At 55.5% G+C, this 20,098-nt stretch carries 18 protein-coding genes; 9 read left to right on the top strand and 9 right to left on the bottom strand.

Annotated features, from left to right (window positions below; genetic code table 11):
* Window positions 1-13 precede the first annotated feature (13 nt).
* From xylA to xylF, 4 genes are all read right to left on the bottom strand, one after another.
* Complete coding sequence (gene xylA / locus ABLN87_RS10685) at window positions 14-1,321, bottom strand: xylose isomerase (RefSeq protein ID WP_353009970.1); 1,308 nt, start codon at window positions 1,319-1,321, stop codon at window positions 14-16.
* 10 nt (window positions 1,322-1,331) lie between these two features.
* A complete protein-coding gene (locus ABLN87_RS10680; RefSeq protein ID WP_353010263.1) occupies window positions 1,332-2,135 on the bottom strand; it encodes an ATP-binding cassette domain-containing protein in 804 nt (267 codons plus the stop codon).
* Window positions 2,135-3,433 carry a sugar ABC transporter permease gene (locus tag ABLN87_RS10675; RefSeq protein WP_353009967.1) on the bottom strand — a complete coding sequence of 433 codons (1,299 nt, stop codon included), beginning with the start codon at window positions 3,431-3,433 and terminating at the stop codon, window positions 2,135-2,137. The genes ABLN87_RS10680 and ABLN87_RS10675 overlap by 1 nt, the downstream gene beginning before the upstream one ends.
* 62 nt (window positions 3,434-3,495) lie before the next feature.
* Window positions 3,496-4,515: a D-xylose ABC transporter substrate-binding protein gene (gene xylF / locus ABLN87_RS10670; protein WP_353009964.1), complete on the bottom strand. Its 1,020-nt coding sequence runs from the start codon at window positions 4,513-4,515 to the stop codon at window positions 3,496-3,498.
* Window positions 4,516-4,669: 154 nt separating this feature from the next.
* On the opposite strand from xylF, the gene ABLN87_RS10665 reads away from it, so the two are divergent.
* Window positions 4,670-5,887 (top strand): ROK family transcriptional regulator, encoded by a 1,218-nt coding sequence (locus tag ABLN87_RS10665; RefSeq protein WP_353009961.1) that lies wholly within the window; start codon window positions 4,670-4,672, stop codon window positions 5,885-5,887.
* Window positions 5,877-7,388, top strand: coding sequence for a CRTAC1 family protein (locus ABLN87_RS10660; protein ID WP_353009956.1), 1,512 nt, complete (start codon window positions 5,877-5,879; stop codon window positions 7,386-7,388). Before ABLN87_RS10665 ends, ABLN87_RS10660 begins: the two co-directional genes overlap by 11 nt.
* On the opposite strand, the gene ABLN87_RS10655 is transcribed toward ABLN87_RS10660, so the two are convergent.
* The 3 genes from ABLN87_RS10655 to xylB are packed head-to-tail and all read right to left on the bottom strand — an operon-like array spanning window position 7,389 to window position 11,073.
* The gene (locus tag ABLN87_RS10655; RefSeq protein ID WP_353009953.1) at window positions 7,389-8,690 is read right to left on the bottom strand and encodes a cytochrome-c peroxidase; all 1,302 of its coding nucleotides are present in this window, start codon (window positions 8,688-8,690) and stop codon (window positions 7,389-7,391) included.
* Window positions 8,687-9,619: an aldose epimerase family protein gene (locus tag ABLN87_RS10650; protein ID WP_353009950.1), complete on the bottom strand. Its 933-nt coding sequence runs from the start codon at window positions 9,617-9,619 to the stop codon at window positions 8,687-8,689. Before ABLN87_RS10650 ends, ABLN87_RS10655 begins: the two co-directional genes overlap by 4 nt.
* Window positions 9,616-11,073, bottom strand: coding sequence for a xylulokinase (gene xylB, locus ABLN87_RS10645; protein WP_353009947.1), 1,458 nt, complete (start codon window positions 11,071-11,073; stop codon window positions 9,616-9,618). Before xylB ends, ABLN87_RS10650 begins: the two co-directional genes overlap by 4 nt.
* 236 nt (window positions 11,074-11,309) lie before the next feature.
* Between xylB and ABLN87_RS10640 the strand changes: the two genes are divergently transcribed.
* From ABLN87_RS10640 to ABLN87_RS10625, 4 genes are all read left to right on the top strand, one after another.
* Window positions 11,310-12,101, top strand: a complete 792-nt coding sequence (locus ABLN87_RS10640; RefSeq protein WP_353009944.1) for an IclR family transcriptional regulator — start codon at window positions 11,310-11,312, stop codon at window positions 12,099-12,101.
* Window positions 12,102-12,168: 67 nt separating this feature from the next.
* The gene (locus tag ABLN87_RS10635; protein WP_353009941.1) at window positions 12,169-13,569 is read left to right on the top strand and encodes a selenium-binding protein SBP56-related protein; all 1,401 of its coding nucleotides are present in this window, start codon (window positions 12,169-12,171) and stop codon (window positions 13,567-13,569) included.
* 6 nt (window positions 13,570-13,575) lie between these two features.
* A complete protein-coding gene (locus ABLN87_RS10630) occupies window positions 13,576-14,253 on the top strand; it encodes a hypothetical protein (RefSeq protein ID WP_353009938.1) in 678 nt (225 codons plus the stop codon).
* Between the two features lie 157 nt (window positions 14,254-14,410).
* Window positions 14,411-15,544, top strand: coding sequence for a CobW family GTP-binding protein (locus ABLN87_RS10625; protein WP_353009936.1), 1,134 nt, complete (start codon window positions 14,411-14,413; stop codon window positions 15,542-15,544).
* A 101-nt stretch (window positions 15,545-15,645) separates the two neighbouring features.
* Here ABLN87_RS10625 and ABLN87_RS10620 read toward each other — a convergent pair whose 3' ends face one another.
* Window positions 15,646-16,059: a CHAP domain-containing protein gene (locus ABLN87_RS10620; protein WP_353009934.1), complete on the bottom strand. Its 414-nt coding sequence runs from the start codon at window positions 16,057-16,059 to the stop codon at window positions 15,646-15,648.
* Window positions 16,060-16,385: 326 nt separating this feature from the next.
* Window positions 16,386-17,243, bottom strand: coding sequence for a MurR/RpiR family transcriptional regulator (locus ABLN87_RS10615; protein ID WP_353010262.1), 858 nt, complete (start codon window positions 17,241-17,243; stop codon window positions 16,386-16,388).
* Between the two features lie 155 nt (window positions 17,244-17,398).
* Between ABLN87_RS10615 and ABLN87_RS10610 the strand changes: the two genes are divergently transcribed.
* The 3 genes from ABLN87_RS10610 to ABLN87_RS10600 are packed head-to-tail and all read left to right on the top strand — an operon-like array spanning window position 17,399 to window position 20,057.
* Window positions 17,399-18,169 carry an N-formylglutamate amidohydrolase gene (locus tag ABLN87_RS10610; protein ID WP_353009931.1) on the top strand — a complete coding sequence of 257 codons (771 nt, stop codon included), beginning with the start codon at window positions 17,399-17,401 and terminating at the stop codon, window positions 18,167-18,169.
* Window positions 18,166-18,735 (top strand): TRAP transporter small permease subunit, encoded by a 570-nt coding sequence (locus ABLN87_RS10605; protein WP_170535278.1) that lies wholly within the window; start codon window positions 18,166-18,168, stop codon window positions 18,733-18,735. The genes ABLN87_RS10610 and ABLN87_RS10605 overlap by 4 nt, the downstream gene beginning before the upstream one ends.
* Complete coding sequence (locus ABLN87_RS10600; RefSeq protein WP_353009928.1) at window positions 18,732-20,057, top strand: TRAP transporter large permease; 1,326 nt, start codon at window positions 18,732-18,734, stop codon at window positions 20,055-20,057. The genes ABLN87_RS10605 and ABLN87_RS10600 overlap by 4 nt, the downstream gene beginning before the upstream one ends.
* Window positions 20,058-20,098: the final 41 nt, after the last annotated feature.

Raw genomic sequence — 20,098 nt, 5'->3', positions numbered from 1 at the left:
ATACGAGTTGCTATCAAACGAACCGATTGACGTAGTTTTCCAGCTTTTCCTGACGACCCGACCTTGGGGCCGGGTTGATGCCATCGGACAGGACACGCGCGGCGATGTCATCCAAATTGCTGGTCAGCATGGTTTGGGCCTCAGGTGTGTTCCAACCCGCATACCTGTCGGACAAGGCGGCCTCTAACCCGCCATCTTCGATCATCGCAGCGGCGGCTTTCAGGCCACGGGCGCAGATGTCCATTCCCCCAATATGTGCAACTATGAGGTCCTCGGCATCGATGGATTGACGCCGAATCTTTGCGTCGAAATTCGTGCCGCCTGTAGTGAACCCACCAGATTTCAGAATGTAGTAATAGGCCAGCGCCACCTCGGGTGTGTTGTTGGGGAACTGATCCGTGTCCCAGCCCGACTGGTAGTCATTCCGGTTCATATCGATGGACCCCAACATCCCTTCTGCCGAAGCAACCGCAATTTCATGCTCGAAACTGTGACCGGCCAGAATGGCATGACCCTGTTCAAGGTTGAGCTTCACCTCATCTTCGAGACCATATTTCCTGAGGAACCCGATGCAGGTGGCCACATCATAATCATACTGATGTTTTGAGGGCTCTTGAGGTTTGGGCTCGACCAAAATCGCACCTTTGAACCCGATCTTGTGCTTATACTCGACCACCATGTTCAGGAACCGGCCCATATGGTCCAGCTCAGTGCCCATGTCGGTGTTCAGCAGGGTTTCATACCCTTCGCGTCCCCCCCACAGCACATAATTCTCTCCGCCCAGTTTGTGGGTTGCGTCGATGCAGGATTTCACCGTGGCCGCAGCAAAGGCAAACACCTCAGGATCAGGGTTCGTGCTTGCCCCCGACATCCAGCGCCGGTGACTGAACATATTGGCTGTCCCCCACAGCAGCTTGGTGCCAGACACCTGCATCTTTTCACCGATATAGTCCGTGATCTCTTCAAGCGTTCTCAGATTATCGGCGAAATTCCCCTGCTCGGGCCTGACATCTGCATCGTGCCAGCAGAAATAGGGCTGACCAAGGATATCAAACATCTCAAATGCGATGTCCGCTTTCAGGCGAGCTCGGCCCATATCGTCCTGCGGGTGCCAGGGTCGTGTGAAGGTAGCGCTTCCAAAAGGATCGCCACCTTCCCAAGCAAATGAATGCCACCAGGCAATGGCAAAGCGAAGGTGATCTTCCATCCGCTTGCCCAGGACGACTTCGTCTGGATTGTAGTGACGAAAGGCCAGAGGATTTGCACTGTCTGCGCCTTCAAACTCTACCTGTCCGATCCCCTCGAAGAAACCGCTTGTCATATCCTTCACCTCATTCTGCCTTTTCACCGGGTTTCTTGCCCAGAATGATCATCGACAGCAGATCGTCATCGGTGACATCCGCAATATCCACGGTTCCGACCAGCTTGCCGTTCTTCATAACCGATGCGCGGTCGCACAGATCCATGACTGCGTGCACATCATGGTCGATCAGGAAAATCCCGATCCCCTGGGCCTTGAGCTGGTGGATCAGATCAGCCACCATCTGAGTCTCATGCGGACCCAGTGCGGCGGTCGGCTCGTCCATAATCAGAATGCGCGCATTGAAGTATACAGCACGCGCAATGGCCACGGATTGACGCTGCCCCCCGGATAAGGCGGAAACCGGATCGTTGAACTTCTGAAAGTTCGGGTTGAGCTGCGCCATGATCTTGCGGCACTCCGCCTCCATCGCTGCGTCATTGACCAGACCAAAAGGCGTTACCATTTCACGCCCAAGGAACAGGTTCGAGGTGGCATCGAGGTTGTCGGCCAAGGCCAGCGTCTGGTAGATCGTCTCGATATTGTTGGCCCGCGCGTCCCTTGGATTGCCGATCTCGACGGGATTGCCGTCAATCAAAATCTCACCGTGGTCCATCTGATAGGCACCAGACAGAACCTTGATCAGAGTGGATTTTCCAGCCCCGTTGTGACCCAACAGTCCAACAACTTCTCCGGGATAAAGATCGACAGAGACTTGATCGACAGCCTTGATCCCACCGAAGGAGATGGAGATATCCCGCATCTCGACCAGTGGTGCAGCCCCGGACCCTCTACCAGTAGACGAGGGTGTATTTTGCGTTTCCCGAGCTTGCATCATTTAGCCCCCAATCGCTTGCGATAGACGATGTCGATATAGACGGCCAGCACCAGCACGCTGCCGACAACAATATTCTGGAACGGTGCATCGACGCCCACCATGGCCATGCCAGATTGAAGCGCCTGCATGATCAGGGCTCCAAGAATGGCACCATAGATGGTACCGATCCCGCCAGACAATGCCGTACCTCCGATCACGGCGGCGGCAATGACGCGCAGTTCATCCAACGTGCCGATGTCGTTTGAGTGGTTGGCCAGCCGGGCCGATGCAACAACAGCCGAAACGGCGCACAGAAACCCCATTAAGGCAAAGATTTTAACAGTCAGCAACCGGGTGTTGATGCCTGAAAGCTCTGCCGCGTCCGGGTTGCCTCCGGTGGCAAAGATGTATCGACCGAACCGTGTTTTGCGCGCCACCACGGTTAGGCTGACCGCGACGATAATCAGAATGAGGACCGAGATTGGGATGCCATATCCGACAACCAGCCCCTCTGGCATGATCTCTCCGCGTGCTTCGAACATACGCTCCAGCCTGCGGGTTGGGATGGCATAGCTGTTTACGACAAACACATATCCCAAAATGGCGATGGCAATGATCGCAGCGAGGGTTGATTCCGCCCAGACTGGTTTGACCGGGAACCCATGCGCTGCTTTGGCGCGACGCCCGCTCCACAAGGCCCAAATTGCGATGACAGTTGCAAACAGTCCAAACAGCCAGCTGACGGTCGTGCCCAAGGTCCCATTGGTTCCGCCAAACATCAGGAAGGTGCTGTCCAGCGGTCCGATGGTCTGGCCACTGGTCATGTACCAGGCCACGTTTCGCCAAACCAGAAAGCCGCCCAGTGTTACGATAAATGCCGGTATGGTCAGATAGCCAACCATCCATCCGTGAAAAGCACCGATCAGCGTACCGACAAGAAGACCAACAACGATTGTAATCGCCCATGTCAGCGGGTTGTTCAGCCCCAGTCCCAGCATATGCGGCAACAGCTCCGTCTGCGTCATCGCCATTACAGCCGAAGTTGTCGCCAGCAGCGCACCGACAGATAGATCGATATGGCGGGTCACGATGATGAACACCATACCGCAGGCCATGATGGCGACCGAGACGGTCTGGATCGACAGGTTGAACAGGTTTCGGGGTGTCAGAAATCGCCCATCCGTGACGATGTTGAACCCGATACATAGAATGACAAAGGCGCCGATCATGCCCAAAAGCCTCATATCCAGTTCCAATTGCTGGAACAGGTTGGGCTTGTTTTTTTGGGGTACCGGCTGAGACGAAGTTTCGGTCATTTCCGATCTTTCAATATCAGCAAAGGTCCCTGGCCCAAGCAAGAGGGCCAGGGAATTTAGGTTTAGTTACAAGGTGCAGGTCCGTTCTCGACACCCTGGCACAGGGCGTCCTGCGAGATCCATCCGGCATCCACAACAACACTCAGGTTGTCTTTGGTGATCGGAACCGGGGCCAAAAAGACAGATGTCATTTCAGTTCCACCGGGCGAGGTCCAGCTAACTGCGCCGTCGACATCCCCAGCGCTGGTTCCGCTGCTGAGCGCAACAGCGATTTCGCCGGCAGCCTTACCCAGTTCACGAGCATCTTTCCAAACAGACACAGTCTGCGTTCCCAGAGCAACGCGGTTCAGAGCGGCGTGGTCGCCATCTTGGCCTGAGACAGGGATACCTTCCATCCCTTGCGCGGTCAGTGCCGCGACAACACCACCAGCAGTACCGTCATTCGAGGCGACGACCGCGTCAACGTTGTTCTCGTTGGCGGTCAGGATTTGCTCCATGTTCCGCTGCGCGTTTGCGGGCAGCCAGCCATCGGTATAGGCCTCGCCCACGATCACAATGTCACCGCTGTCGACAGCCGCGCCGATGATTTCTTGCTGACCGCCACGCAGGAAGTCTGCGTTTGGATCGGTCGGCGAGCCTTTGATCATGACATAGTTGCCCTTGGGCATAGCCTCAAAGACCGCGCGTGCTTGCATCCGACCCACTTCGACATTGTCAAAGGTTAGATAAAAGGCACGATCGTCTTCAATCAGACGGTCGTAGGCGATCACAGGAATACCTTCATCGGCGGCGGCCTGAACGGCGGGGCCGATGGCCTGTGCGTCCTGCGCCAGAATGATCAGAGCGTCTACACCCTGAGCGATCAGGCTTTCGATATCAGACAGCTGTTTTGCCGAAGACGATTGTGCATCAGCCGAGATGTATTCAGCACCACCGGCTTCCAACGCCGATTTGATGGCAGCTTCGTCGGTCTTCCAACGTTCTTCTTGAAAGTTGGACCAGCTTACGCCGACAACCGGTTCAGCGAAGGCCGCCGATCCCATCAATGCAACCGCAGCCGAAAGGCTGAGAAGTTTTTTCATGATTTCCTCCCGTTTTTTTCAAGCCATCTCGAACTCGATTCGTGGCTTTCAGATTCGGGAGTAGCACATTTATTTCAGTCAGTAAAATATTTAGTCTGTTCGAAACTCAAAAATGCCCATAAATTGACAGGAAGATCAGATTCGGATGGGCAAGATGCTGAAAAGCAAAGCTTCTCAAACTTCGATAGAACAGCGAAACACGACCCGCATGCGGGTTCTCGACCATATCCGAAGCCGGGATTCAGTCTCGCGCATCGATATTGCCAGCGCGCTTCAGACCAGCCCTGCCACGGTTACATCAGCCACTGCCGACCTGATTTCCGCCGGTTTAATCAAAGAGGTTCCAGGCGATCCACCCTTGAAATCATCCAAGCGGGGGCGTCCGCGGGTTTTGCTGCAACTGGATGGAGGGTCTTACCTTGTGGCGGGCCTTAAGGTTGCGCGTCATGCGATGTCGGTGATCCTGGTTGACTTTCAGGGCACGCCTTTGGCTTCGTATAACCATCCGCTGGCGGATGCACAGATGACGCCCGAGGTTTTTGTCAGAACTATTCGCGATGCGCTGCAAGAAGCCAGCGCACAGATTGGCAAAACGCTAGAGGATTTGTCCGGGGTCTCAATTGGCATTGCCGGGCTTGTTGACGCGGAAAACAACTTTGTGCATTGGTCGTCATCCCTGACGGAAAGAAACATTGATTTCGGTCAGATCCTCCCAAAGGAGATCCCCTGCCCGGCCTTTATAGAAAACGACGCCAATCTCGTCGCCAAGGCCGAACAGCATTTTGGCTATGGCAAAGGTTTAAAGAACTTCCTTGTTGTAACCATCGAACATGGCGTGGGTCTTGGCATCGTTCTAGATGGCCAGCTCTATCGCGGAGAACGGGGCTGCGGGGCGGAATTCGGGCATGCCAAAGTTCAGCTAGACGGTGCGCTCTGCCAATGCGGCCAGCGCGGGTGTCTTGAGGCCTATGTGGGCGATTACGCACTGATCCGCGAGATGACAGTTGTGGATCAAAACCAAAACCCAAGGACCGTTGCTGATATCTACGACAAAGCGCGAAGCGGCGATGTGATGGCTGCCTCGGTTCTGGGGCGCGCGGGCCAGATGTTTGGTCTGGGGATTTCCAACCTAATCAACCTGTTTGACCCCGAATGCATCATTCTATCCGGGGGTCAAAAAGGGCTGGAGCATCTTTATTCGGATGAGGTGATGACCCGTATCCGCAGCGGCGTTGTGAATGTGGATACCCCTCTGCCCGAGATCAAAGTTCACCATTGGGGCGATCAGATGTGGGCCAAGGGCGCAGCGGCCTATGCGATCGAGCAGGTCTCGATCCTCAAGGTCAAGGACATCCCTGCACATGCGTCCTGAGCTGTATGTCCTTCTGATGTTGCCCACGGCGCTTGCGGCAGAGGTGCAACCCCCGCGTTTCACGCCCGTCGAGATTGCGAGCCATATCTACGATGGCGGGTGGGAACACTTCGTCGGTGGCGGTGTCGCCGTCTTTGAATGCGATGGGGATGGTCTGCCTGAATTGTTCGCGGCTGGTGGGGCGAACCCGTCGCAGCTGTTTCGAAACACCTCGGAAGGCAGCATTTCATACGATGCCAATACGCCCGAAGAACTGAAACTAACGGGTGTAACTGGCGCCTATCCGCTGGATATCGACAGCGATGGCATTCTGGACCTCGCCATATTGCGGGTCGGCCCCGATCTGCTGTTGAAGGGCGCGGCGGATTGTCGATTCAGCCCTTTTACCACGCTTGGGTTCCAATCAGACGATCATTGGACAACCGGGTTTTCAGCGACTTGGGAGGATGGGCAAAGCCTACCGACCCTTGCCTTTGGCACATATGTTGACCGCAGCAATCCAGATGGCCCGTTCGAAGCCTGCGGCCCAACGGTTTTGTACCAACCACAGGGCGACAGCTATCTGCCACCGGCGCATCTGGAACCGGGCTATTGTTCTCTATCAGTTCTGTTCTCCGACTGGTCTCGGTCCGGACGCGCGGACCTGCGTGTCAGCAATGATCGCCACTACTATGTAAAGGGAGGTCAGGAGCAGCTATGGGCAATGGAACCAGACCCCACACTCTACTCTGCCGAGGATGGGTGGGTGCCCTATTCAATCTGGGGCATGGGCATCGCGTCGCGTGATCTGACCGGAGATGGCTTCCCCGAAGTCTATCTGACTTCGATGGGTGATCAGAAATTGCAGATGTTCGACCCCGAAGCCACGGGGCCGACTTGGAGCGACGCGACCTATGATCGGGGCACAACGGCCCATCGACCCCATACGGGTGGGGATGGTCGCCCCTCAACCGGATGGCACGCGCAGTTCGGGGACGTTAACAATGACGGACGGGATGATATTTTCGTGGCCAAAGGCAATGTAGAACAGATGCCCGATGCGGCCCTGAACGACCCAAACAACCTGCTTTTGCAAGACCCGCAGGGTCAGTTCGCAGAAGCGTCGGTGGCGGCAGGCATCGCCTCGATGGCAAAATCGCGCGGTGCGGCTTTGGCGGATCTCAACGCTGATGGCTGGCTAGACCTGGTGGTTGTCAATCGAGGCTCGGCGCTTGAGCTGTATGAAAGCCTACCCCAGAGCGGAAATTGGCTAGAAGTCGAGGTTTCTCAGGACCGTTCAAACCGGTTTGCTGTGGGCGGGTTTATCGAGATCAAGACGCCCTTGGGCCTACAAGCCCGTGAAATCACCATCGGTGGGGGGCATGCCAGCGGTATCGCCGGACCGCATCACTTTGGTTTAGGTGCGACCGACTCAGTCGAAGCGCGGGTTATCTGGCCAGATGGCCAGATCGGAGACTGGCAGGCTTTCAGCGCCAACCAGACCGTTCAGATCGAACGGTAATCAACGGTCAATTGGCAACCCGCTGGGTACCTGATCCGGAACACCCAGCCGCACGGCAGGGTCCTCAAGACTGGCCAGGAAGGCCAGAATTGCATTGACGTCCTGATCTGTCAGGCTGATTGGAGCCAACTCATTAGCGCTGGCAATCGCGTCTACGTGATCCGGGTCCAGCAAGGCTGTCTGGTCGGCCGTGCCGGGAAACTCCGGCAGCAGCGCCATGTTTGCCGCGTAACTGCGCAGCAATGCTTCGGGATCAAGGTGATGACGCACCACATCTTCAAGCCGCATATAAGCACCGCTATGCCCATACGGCGCCGTCAGTGTCACATTGCGCAGCGACGGCGTGCGAAAGGCAAAGGCATCATTCGCGTCCCCTGTGACACGCAACCGGCCGTCATCGCGGACATGGCTTTCAAATCGGGCGCTTTTTCCGGGCCCGATCTGAGGCATGGCAATAGCGTGAAAGCTATGATCCGTCTGAAACCAGCCCGAATGGCAGCTGCTACATCCTGCCCGACCGTAGAACAGATCGGCCCCCAATTGCGCATCTGGCGACAGAAGTTCCTCACCGCGCATGGCCCGGTCAAACGGGCTGTTGTCAGCGCGCCATTCAAAGGCGATGAAATCCGCGATCACGTTGGCGATAGCAGTAAAGGTGATCTCCTCCCCCGGCGTTACTCGATCAAACCGCGCCTGATATTCTGGGATCGCCGCAACACGGGCTGCGATCAGATCCCAGGCCCCACCTTCCTGAGTGAGCAGACCAAGACGCACAGCCTGACTGACATCATTCTCAGAATAGTGACCTGCCATCTCATCCGGTGACAGCACAGGAAACATCGCCTGCGCAGCCAATGACGATTGGAACCCGGGTCGCATATTCGTGCCCAGTGGGGTGCGGATGCCATCCGGCTGCGTCGGATCAGCCTCAAGCCGACCATCATGAAAGAACGTCGTGAATTCGGTCGCGCCGAGGTTCCAAAGTGCAGGTGAATTTCGCGGAATGCGCTGTTCGGGCAAGTTGTTCGGATCAAGCGCGCGTTCGGGCCCTAGACCCACACCCCCTTCGCCGATCCCCAGCGACAAACCATCGGATGTTCCGAGGTCAGGATGATGACAGGTCGCACAGCTTATGTTTCTGTTGCCCGACAGGATCGGGTCGTAGAACAATAGTTGGCCCAATTCGACGGCTTCGAGGTCGGGTTCAACAAATACCGGACGCGGGCCCAAATCGAGCGATGTAGCGTTTGCGGCTGATGCTAGGGCGAAGCCCCCGGTAGCCAGTGTCGCGATCAACCTCATGCTGCGCCCTCGGTGATTTCTAAGGTCAGGGTCTGTCGATAAGGGCGCTCTGGAGTGCACAGAATTGACGGAAAGGCCGCAACATTCGGCGCATTGGGGTATCCCGACGGCTCGATACACAGGCCCGCTCTGGGAGCGAAAGGGTCAGACAGACCTCCACCTGTGTAAATCTGCGCACCGGGCTGATCGGACCATAGCTTCAGTTTCAAACCATTCGGTGCGGTGACTTCGGCGGCGGGTTGTTTGGCGTCCGTTCCGAACACAAAGAAATGATCCAAATCTGCCCCCGCTTCCTTGATAGGTTTGGCAGAGCAGAAATCCATCGACCCTCCGACGCTCTTAGACACCGGGCCATACGCTGTTCCCTGATCGTTGGTGTCTAGATATCGGTCTGAGGCCAATTTTAGAAGGTGATCGGAAACGCCAGTTGTGCTGCCCAACGAATAGTAATTGTGCTGCGCGATACTGATCGGTGTTGGACGATCTGTCTGAGCAGTGATCGAATAGGTCAGACGTGGATATTCGAGTGTGATGCGCAGTTCGAATTGCACCTGCCCCGGAAAGCCGCAATCTCCATCAGGTGAGTTTAGGCACAACACTGCCTCATTCTCGGCAACCTGAGCGAGGGTCCAATGTTGGTGCGAAAGGGCCAAGCGCCCGCCATGCAGAGTGTTCCGGCCTTCATTCGCATCCAGCGCGAACAGCGCCTTGTCCAATGCAAATGACGCGCCTGCGATGCGGTTGGCAACGCGACCGACGATGGCGCCCAGATAATTACGATCCGACAGGTAGTCCATCGGATCATCATAGCCCAGGATCATAGGGATGCCCTTGTACCACCAGCCTTGGGTGATCGCCCCATAGCTCAGCAGGCATGCGCGCATTTCACCACTTTCGAGAGTGACTTGCTGGATCACTTGTCCGGTCATCTTTGCGCAAGCGGAGCCAGCGCCGCATAATATTGGCGATAGCTTTGATACGCCTGCTCGTATGCGGCAAATAGATCGGCGCGTGGCTCGATAATGCTGCCCACCTCAGGCGGCGACATAACATCGGTGGGTTCAGCACCACTGGCTGCACAAATTGCAAGGCGTGCAGCCCCAATTGCCGCGCCGAATTCGCCGCCTCTTGGCAGAGCCAGGGGTATTTGCAACACGGTCGCCAGTGTTTCCAGCCAATACTGGGATTGCGCCCCGCCGCCAACGGCCATCAGGCTGCTGGGCTCGGTTCCCGTGCTTCTGAGCGCTTCAAGGCAATCCCGCATAGCAAAACCGACGCCTTCCATAACCGCCTGTGTCAGATCAACGGGCCCCGAAGAGACATCAAGGCCCAGAAAAGCGCCTCGAATGGCGCTATCATTATGGGGCGTTCGTTCTCCGGACAGATAGGGCAAGAAGCGTGCCGCGGATGGCCCTTCTGGGGACTTTGGCAACGCGCCGGCCAGGTCACCGACGGATTGCCTAAGATTTCGAGATAACCAGTTCATGCAGTTTGTCGCAGACAGAATGACCCCCATCTGAATCCACCGGTCGGGCACTGCGTGGCAGAAGCAATGGACCGCCGTCTCGGGCTTGGGCGCGTATCTGTCGCGGGCCACCAACAAAACGCCCGATGTGCCAAGCGACAGGAAACCCGCCCCATCTTCAACGCTGCCAATCCCGCAGGCCGCGGCTGCATTGTCCCCTGCCCCACCAGCAACAACCACCGGCCCAGTAAGACCCCAGTCTTGCCTCAGCTCTGACCTGAGGTCTCCACCCACTTCGCTGCCTTCAACCAGCCGGGGCATCTGGTCCAGACGCATATGGCTTAGCCGCAGTGCGGTTTCTGACCACGTGCGGCTACTGACATCCAGCCACGACGTGCCGGCGCTATCAGACATATCGCTGATGCACTCACCAGTCAGCCAAAGCCTTAAATAATCCTTGGGCAGAAGCACCTTCGCTACTCTGGAATAGACATCCGGCTCGTGCGTCCGCACCCATTCCAGCTTGGGCGCCGTAAAGCCCGGGAAGACAATGTTGCCGGATATGGCCCGCATGTCTGTGATCTGGTCCAACTTGGCTGCTTCCTGCGCGGCACGCGTGTCGTTCCACATAATACAGGGGCGCAGCACATTCAGATCGGCATCCAACAAGGTTGCCCCATGCATATGACCGCTTAGGCCAATGCCGCGCAGCTTGGAAAACTCCGTTTCATGCTCTGCCCTGATCCGGGCAATCACCGCTCTGCAGGCATCGATCCAATCCTCAGGCGCTTGCTCGGACCATCCGGATCGCGGATAGGAGGTTGCAATCTCATGTTCGGCACTGCCGATGACGGTGCCAGCCTCCTCAATAAGAACACCCCTGAGCCCTGAGGTGCCCAAGTCCAGTCCGAGATACACGGCGATCTCCCCCTTATTATTTTATTAACTAAAATTATTACCTATGCGCGCGTTGTCAACATCGGTCTCTGACAGATGCTCTATCGCATGCCGTCTACGACAAGCCCAAGTTTTTTGTTGCGTATCAACTAGCATCAACCGGTTTCAGGGCGTTCGGTTCAAACATCCACAATCCGGTTTTTGATCATATGGCAAACAAAGCTTGATCTCTGTGGGTGATGTCTCGTTATATGAGAATGAGTCTCACCATTCGATGGTATACCGACTATATGCACCTAGAGCGTTTGATCAGCTTGCTAGAAACTATCGCCGTCATGGGTCGGCCTGTTTCGGTTGCTGAGGTGCAGATGGCCAGCGGCCTTCCCAAACCAACATGCTACCGGCAGGTACAATCGCTTTTGGACCAGGGCCTGATTGAGGACCCAAACGGAGATGGGCGCTATGTGATTGGTGATCGCCTGATCCGCATCGCGTTGCTCGGCAAGTCCGATATCGATGTGCGCCGCGTGTCCGCCCCGGCATTGCGCGCGGCGGCTACGACCTTCAACGAAACGGTTTTTCTGGCCCGGTTTCGAGACAGCAAGATCGAAATCATACATGTCGAAACCCCCGAGGACCCGGCCCGTGCATTTGTGCACCCTGGCCTCGGGGAACGCCCTTTGCATGCGTGTTCCTGCTCGATGGCGATAGCGGCCTTTGCCGAGCCGGGTTTTCAGGACACCATCCTGAACGGCGCGCTCAGGGCCTTTACAGATCACACCAAAACGACGCGCGACGAGCTGATTGAGGCGTTCAAGGTGATCCAGCAACAGGGTTTTGCCGATTGCGACCAGGAAATTGATATTGGCATCGCCAGCGTTGCGGCCCCAGTGGCGGTTGGCCGGATCGGGGTCACATTCAGCGTCGGCGCAGTTGGGCCGGTACGACGATTTGGAACTGACTACAGACAAGAAATTGGGGAGCAACTCAAAGACCTTGCCACAAAGGTCAGCGGCGCGATCCAACTGTGCAATGTTGGAGGTGTCTAGAGCAGAGATTCATCAAGACCTACAGGCGAACCCCAGCGAGGTGGGGTAAACAAAAGGGAGGACTACCATGAACTTACGACCAGATCCGACGTTTCACGCGTCACCCAAACTGGCGATGGAAGCGCCGGCCGAAAACTTTGCCTTCACCATTATGCTGGGCAAAGACGCCAGCCATCACGATGGGCTGGCCGTGATCGACCTTCGAAATGGCTCGGACACTTATGGACAAATCGTGCATACGGTGATGACCCCCACGACCGGAGACGAGTTTCATCATTTCGGCTGGAACGCCTGTTCTTCGTCCCTGTCCCCGCTCTCAGGTCATGCCTTTCTGGAACGGCGCTATCTGATCGTGCCAGGCATCAGATCAAGCCGCATCTACATCTTCGACGTCAAAGAGCCGCTGAAGGCCAAAATTCACAAAATCATAGAGCCCGAGGAAGTCTTTGCCAAAACCGGCTACTCGCGGCCCCACACGATCCATTGTGGTCCTGAGGGGATTTATGTCTCAACCTTGGGTGGCGCTGGCCCCGATGGCATAGATGGACCTCCGGGCATTTTCATCATGGACTGTGAAACCTTCGATATCATCGGGCGCTACGAGATGGATCGAGGCAAGCAGGACAAGCACTATGATTTCTGGTGGAACCTGCCGCAAGACTACATGGTCAGTTCAGAATGGGGCTTGCCGCCACAGTTTGAAGGCGGCGTTGTACCCGAGGATTTGCTGAGCAACAAATACGGTCATTCGATCCATTTCTGGGACCTGCGGGCACGCAAGAACATCCAGACCATCGACTTTGGCGAGAATTACCAGATGGCACTGGAAATCCGCCCGGCCCATGATCCGACGAAATCCTACGGGTTCTGCGGCGTCGTTGTGGATACAACAAATCTGCAAGGTGCGATCTTCACCTGGTGGCGCGAGGATGACGGGACCTGGAACTCGAAAAAGGTGATCACAATTGATCCCCGCCCAGAAGACCCTGATAATCTGCCCGAACTGCTGAAAGGGTTCAGTGCTGTGCCGCCTCTGGTCACCGATATCGACCTCAGCCTGGATGACAAATACCTGTATGTTGCGTGCTGGGGCTTGGGTGAGATGCACCAATACGATGTCTCTGATCCGTTCAATCCAGTTCTAAACGGCAAGGTCGAACTGGGTGGGATCGCGCGCGAGACTAAGCATCCCAATGGCAAAGACTTTATCTACGGCCCGCAAATGGTTGAGATCAGCCGGGACGGCAAACGTGTGTATTGGACCAACTCGCTCTATTCAACTTGGGATAATCAGTTCTATCCGCATCAGGAAGGCGGCCAGATGGTGATGGCCAATGTGGGCGAAGATGGCAGCTTTGCGCTGGATCCAGACTTCTACATCAACTTCCCCGAGAACACGCGCGCGCATCAGATTCGTCTGGAAGGCGGCGACTGCTCGACTGACAGCTTCTGCTATCCTTCCGTGTAAGTTCGGATGGAAGATCTGACTTTGACGGCCCTTTGGTGGGCCGTCATTTTCTCTGGCTTATATCACGGTATAAACCCCGGCATGGGCTGGCCTTTAGCGGTGTCTGCTGCGTTGATGGAGCGCAAGCCCACGGCCATGGCCAAGGCGCTTTTGATGCTCGCGCTGGGGCATTTCCTGGCGATGATCGGCATTCTGCTGCCGTTCTCGTTGATGATTATTCTCGTCGAGCGCGAAACCGAAATCCGCCTGGGTGCCGGCGTGATCGTGATTGCAATGGGTGTGTATCTGTTGATCAATCGAAAACACCCCAAGATATTGGCCCGTGTTCATCCGGCGCGTTTGGCGCTTTGGTCATTTCTGGCCGCGATGGCACACGGCGCAGGGCTGATGCTGGTTCCGATATATCTGGGAATTTGTGGCTTGCTTGAGCCGGGCAATGTAACCACGACGGGCCATGCTGCAGCGCAAACCCTGATGAGCAATGATGTCTTTACGGCCTTCACAGTGGCTGCGGTTCATACCCTTGCCATGACGTCAGCCGGAGCTTTGATCGCTTTATTCGTCTATCATTGGCTCGGCCTTAAATTCATCTCGAAAAGCTGGTTTAATCTGGATGTTGCCTGGGCGATCAGCCTGATCATAGTGGGCGCATTCGGCATTTGGTCGGCCTATGCAGGACATTGAGATGACATGTATGCACGCCTCGTTGGCCACCCGTTTCCCAACACCTTGCGTCGCATCTGACCGGCGCGAGTTATGATCACTCCGCTTGTCGAACGTTATAATATTTCATATCTGTCAATTGTAGAATCCGCATCCGTTGATAATTGGAACATCTCAGATGGCGACCCCTGACAATCGCATACCAGTCACCTTGCTCACCGGCTTTCTGGGCGCGGGCAAAACGACGGTGTTGAACCACCTTATACGCGACCCAGAAGCCGGTCGCATAGCGGTGATCATGAATGAGCTTGGCGATGCGGGACTGGACCATGATCTAATCGAGGAATCGACCGAGGACGTGGTGTTGATGCAATCCGGTTGCCTGTGTTGTTCGATCCGGGGCGATTTGGCGAATACATTCACCAGCCTGTTTGTCCGTCGAGAACGGGGCGAACTTCGCTTTGATCGCGTGGTCATCGAAACCACCGGGATCGCTGATCCGGGTCCAATTTTGCATACAATGGTTATTGACGACCTGATCGCACCAAACTTTCGCTTGGATGGCGTCGTCTCATTAGCGGATGCAGCAACCGGCCCTCGCACCCTTGATGCGCAGTTTGAAGCGGTCAGCCAGATCGCGATGGCCGATCTGATCGTCCTGACCAAAACCGATCTTGTAACCCCGACCGACCTCAAACGGTTCAAAGCTAGGTTGGAAGGGATCAACGGAACCGCCCAACGCATAACCGCTCAACACGGGCAGGTTCCGATCGGCGCGCTGTTCGGCTTGTCTGCGATGCGCGGTAGCGCCACAGCAAATGATCTTTTGGATTGGCTTGGGTCAGAAAAACCAAAGCCCGACCCGTTGGCTGGGTTGTCTGGATTCGAACCAAAAGTGATCACATCTGACCCTATGCCCCTGCCCCCCGCGGGCACTCATTTCCACCATGACAGTCGTATCGGTTCAGCTTCAATCGAGGTCGCCGATCCGATACCCGCACGTGTTTTTGATCTTTGGCTGGAAACGCTGGTCGAACTCAAAGGCCCAGACATTCTGCGCATGAAAGGCATCATTCATGTTCAAGGCATGGAATGGCCCTTTGTTTTTCATGGGGTGCAGCACATTTTCGACGCTCCGGTGCCGCTAAAATCATGGACCGGAAACGACACGACAAGCCGCATTGTCGTGATCTCACGTGATATCGAAAAGGGCGATCTAATAGCCAGCCTGGAAATGCTGCAATTGCATTCTCAGAGCCTTGATGCGCGCGTAGACGGCATGATGACCCACGTCACCGAGATGCAGGATTGATCGATTTCAACGTCTCAGATTTTCAACTGGCTATGAGCGATTGACGCCTAGGGCAAATACAGCACAGGCTGCCTGCAGTTTCAAAACCAGTGTAGGCTAAACTACTCGTCAGCTTTCGGATATATGAATCCGTTCACCGGATATGGTTTGCCGTAGCGACCGGGCTGGCTTTCGACCCGAACCAGTGTCCAGTCGTTATTCTTTGACACGTCCCGCACACCCATTTTCAACGACACTTTGTTGCGGTGCCAATTGGCGTGATTTATGACAACTTGCCGATCATCAACGATCTCTGACACAACCGCGACATGGCCCAAAGACATTCCGCGCGTTGCCCGAAATGACATCACCGCGCCCACTGTCGGATCTGCACCCCGATCGTAAGTCTTGTGCGCCTTACCCCACCAATCCTTGGCATTACCGCGAATCTGGATACCGCTCAGGTTTCGTGCATAGGGAACGCACCACACTCTGTGCCCCAGCGCTTGTTTCCGTTCGACTTCTTGGAGTGCCATGAACTGACGTTCAGGATTGAGACCGCTATAAGGTGAGTTTTGAGAACAGGCTGAGACAAGGACAACAAGCCCGAGCGCTGCAATTGCCCGAGTGGGAACGGACAGATACTGCCAGATCGCATTCATTTTCCGGGCGTTGTCCTGCACGAAACTTCATCACCTGTTTAGAATCTCTTAAGATTTCTGGGCGATCCGACCTGCAAAGAAAAGAGCTCTGCAAACCCTCTGGCGAAAATCTGCCAATGGTTTGCACAAAAGACGCACAAAAAGCCCATCTGATACGCGTGATGAGGCCTGCAAGTGGCCTAACACAGTGCCCTGGTGCTTCAAAACTTACGGAAGAACTTTGTTCGGTCGAACATCTCTTCCAGTTCTTCCATACGGGCGCGGGTGGTTTCCCAGTTACGCTCCTGCACTTCGGCGATCACGATCTCGGATATCAACATGGTGGTCAGGTTGCTATCCCAGGCTGATGGTGCCGCAATCTGATTGCTGAACGCAACATGTGCCAGGTCAGAAATCGGTGACATCCACTGATCCGTGAACAGGACAATCTGAGCCCCCCGCTCACGGGCAAGCTCGGCCAGTTTCAGCGTGCTGTTTTCGTATCGCCGCACATCAAAGATGACAACCACATCATTTTCATCAAAATCCAGCGCGTAGTGCGGCCAGGCATTTGAGTTTGACGCAATCAGAGTCACATCGGGCCGGATGACCTGAAAATGCAGAAAGAAGTAGTCCGCCAGAGTGCGCGTGATCCGACCGCCGACGATAAAGACCTTGCGCTTTGTGTCGCTCAGCATATCACAAGCGGTGTCAAACGCAGCGGGGTCAATCTTGGCCATGGATTGGCCGATATTGTCGATGATGGCCTTGGTAAATCGGTTCAGCAAATGCGCGTCAGGCGCGTCATCAACCCACTTTTCGCGTTTGGTAAGCGGGCTGGAAATCTTTTCGTTCAGCTCATCCCGCAACCCGCGCTGAAACTCGGGAAAGCCTGCGAAACCAAGCTTCTGAACCAACCGCGCAACTGTGGGGGTGGAAACCTTGGCCTCCTCCGCAAGTGAGGTGATGGTCCCAAGCCCGGAAGCTGGATAGTTTCTGAGGATGACATCCCTCAGTTGAAGCTCCGACCGGGTCAAGTCACCGGTTTTATCCTGCAATCGTTCAGCGATGGTCTGCATGATCACCCAGACTGTTTCTTGCACTGATGTTATCTTCTGCATCCGGGATAGTCAAAATATTACCACCTTACCCCACTCTGAACGAATATTTACATAAATTTGTTGACAGAGGAAATGCTGTTGAAGAAAACTTTACACAGAACGGGGGATTCTGATTGGAACAGTGCACGACAGATGCAGAGTTTGCACCGCGGGTTGAAAATCCCGAGGGTTCGTCATCTGTCCTATTGGTGTGTGAACATGCCAGCGCTGAGATGCCATCAGAATTTCACTCCCTCGGGCTGGATGAAAACGCGTTGCAAAGCCACATCGCCTGGGACCCCGGTGCCTTGCAGACCGCACGATCAATGTCTCAGCGCCTGGATGCGTCTTTGGTTTACAGCACTGTCTCGCGGCTAATTTACGATTGTAATCGACCACCCGAGGCCGCAAGCGCTATGCCCGAGCGCAGCGAAGATACGCAGGTGCCCGGCAACGCAAGGCTAACCACCGCTCAAAGACAGGCGCGTACCGCGCAATTCTACCGCCCGTTTGAGTCTCTGTTAACCAGAACCTTGAACGCCCGTGATCATCGCACAGCGATTGTGACCATCCACAGTTTCACACCCGTCTATAGGGGCCAGAACCGATCGGTTGAAATTGGAATCTTGCATGATGCCGACAGCCGATTGGCAGATGCGATGCTCGATGTTGCAGCAGGGTACGATGTTCAGCGCAATGCGCCCTACGGACCGGCGGATGGCGTCACACATACGCTGCGGCACCATGCTTTGCCCCGGGGTCTGCTGAACGTCATGATCGAAATCAGAAATGATCTGATTGCAACACCCGAACAATGCGAACAGATGGGTAATGTGTTGGCGGATTGGCTACGCGAAGCGATGAAAATCTGCTCGGAATCCTCAGTCGAGGACGCCATTCGATGAAGCTTCTAAAAACATACATCGCAGTGATCGACCGGCTAAACTACGGTATCGGTCGAGTGATCATGTTTGGCATCTTTGCCATGATGGCCGTCCTGTTGTGGTCGACCATCAGCAAGTTTTCTGACCAGCCGTCACTTTGGACACTCGAAGTCGCTCAATTCGCCATGATTGCCTATTTCTTTCTGGGCGGGCCTTACGCCATCCAGATGGGCAGCCACGTGCGGATGGATCTGTTTTACGACAACTGGTCGCTTCGCCGAAAGGCCGCGACAGATGCGATCATGGTGCTTTGCCTGATCGCATATCTGCTGGTTCTACTGTGGGGCGGGATCAGTTCGACCGCGTATTCATTGGGCTATTGGGGCACTGAGCCGTTGTCTTTCTTTGCCGGTCTTGTCACCGGCTCGGAAGAGGTCGGCACACTAGAACGCAGCCGCACGATCTGGCGCCCGTATCTGTGGCCCATCAAGACTGTGATGTGTGTCGGGATCATTCTGATGCTGCTGCAGGCCCTTTCGGAACTGGCCAAGGATATCTTGCGACTTAAGGGCGAAGAAACAGCATGAGTTACGAGTTCATTGCCCTGATGATGTTTGCCTCGATGATGGTGCTGCTGTTCAGCGGTCAGCGTGTCTTTGGGGCAATAGGATTTGTCGCGGTGATTGCCGCGTTGATGCTGTGGGGGGATCGAGGCGGGTTCGATATCGCCTTTTCGCAATCCATCAAGCTGATGCGCTGGTATCCGCTTTTGACCGTGCCGATGTTTGTGTTCATGGGCTATATCCTGTCGGAAAGCCGGATCGCCGATGACCTGTATCGGATGTTCCATGTCTGGATGGGTGGGCTGCGCGGTGGTTTGGCCATCGGAACCATTGGGCTGATGGTTCTGATTTCGGCGATGAACGGGCTATCGGTTGCCGGCATGGCCATCGGAGCCACCATCGCCCTGCCCGAGCTTCTGCGCCGCGGGTATGACAAACGTATGGTCACGGGCGTTGTTCAGGCCGGGTCGAGCCTTGGGATTCTGGTACCGCCATCGGTCGTTTTGGTTCTTTATGCGATGATCGCACGGCAGCCGGTTGGTCAGCTTTGGCTCGCTGGTGTGATCCCCGGCCTGATGATGGCTGCGATGTTTGTGATCTACATCGCCGTGCGTTGTCGTATGAACCCTGAACTTGGCCCGGTCCTATCAGAAGAAGAACGTGCGATGCCAAAGCCCGAGAAGTATCGCTTGTTGCTGTCCGGTCTTCTACCGTTTGGGATTTTCTTTGCCATGATGATCCCCTTTGTGAATGGCTGGACTTCTCTGGTCGAAAGCTCTGCCATTGGGGCAATCACTGCCTTTGTCGCTGCAGTTCTGAAAGGGCGTATGAACTGGACGGTGTTTGAAACCTCGGTGCGTAACACGCTTGGGATCACCTGCATGTTCATGTGGATCATCCTTGCCGCCCTGGCCTTCGGGGCCGTGTTCGACGGGTTGGGCGCAGTCAAGGCCATCGAAAGCCTTTTCACCGAACGTCTGGGCCTGTCCCCGTGGATGATCCTGATCCTGATGCAGCTCAGCTTTATTCTGATGGGCACGTTTCTGGACGACACGGCGATGTTGGTGATTGTCGCGCCGCTTTACATCCCGCTGGTGGGCGCGCTTGGGTTCGATCTGATCTGGTACGGCGTGCTGTATACGATCACCACACAGATCGCCTATATGACACCACCCTTTGGCTATAACCTGTTCCTGATGCGCGCGATGTCACCCCCGGGCATCACACTGAATGATATCTATCGATCCATCATACCTTTTGTGGCGGTGATGGTGGGGGCGCTGACGATCATCATGGTCTTCCCCCAGATCGCCCTTTGGCTACCACAAACAGTTTACGGAAATTAAGCGCCGACAAGAGCGCACTGCAAGATCGAGTGTAACTGAAC

Origin of the sequence: Ruegeria sp. SCP10, assembly GCF_040329495.1 — a bacterium.
Classification (GTDB): domain Bacteria; phylum Pseudomonadota; class Alphaproteobacteria; order Rhodobacterales; family Rhodobacteraceae; genus Ruegeria.
Note: the sequence above shows the minus strand (reverse complement) of the source record. Positions and strands in the feature narration are given on the sequence as shown.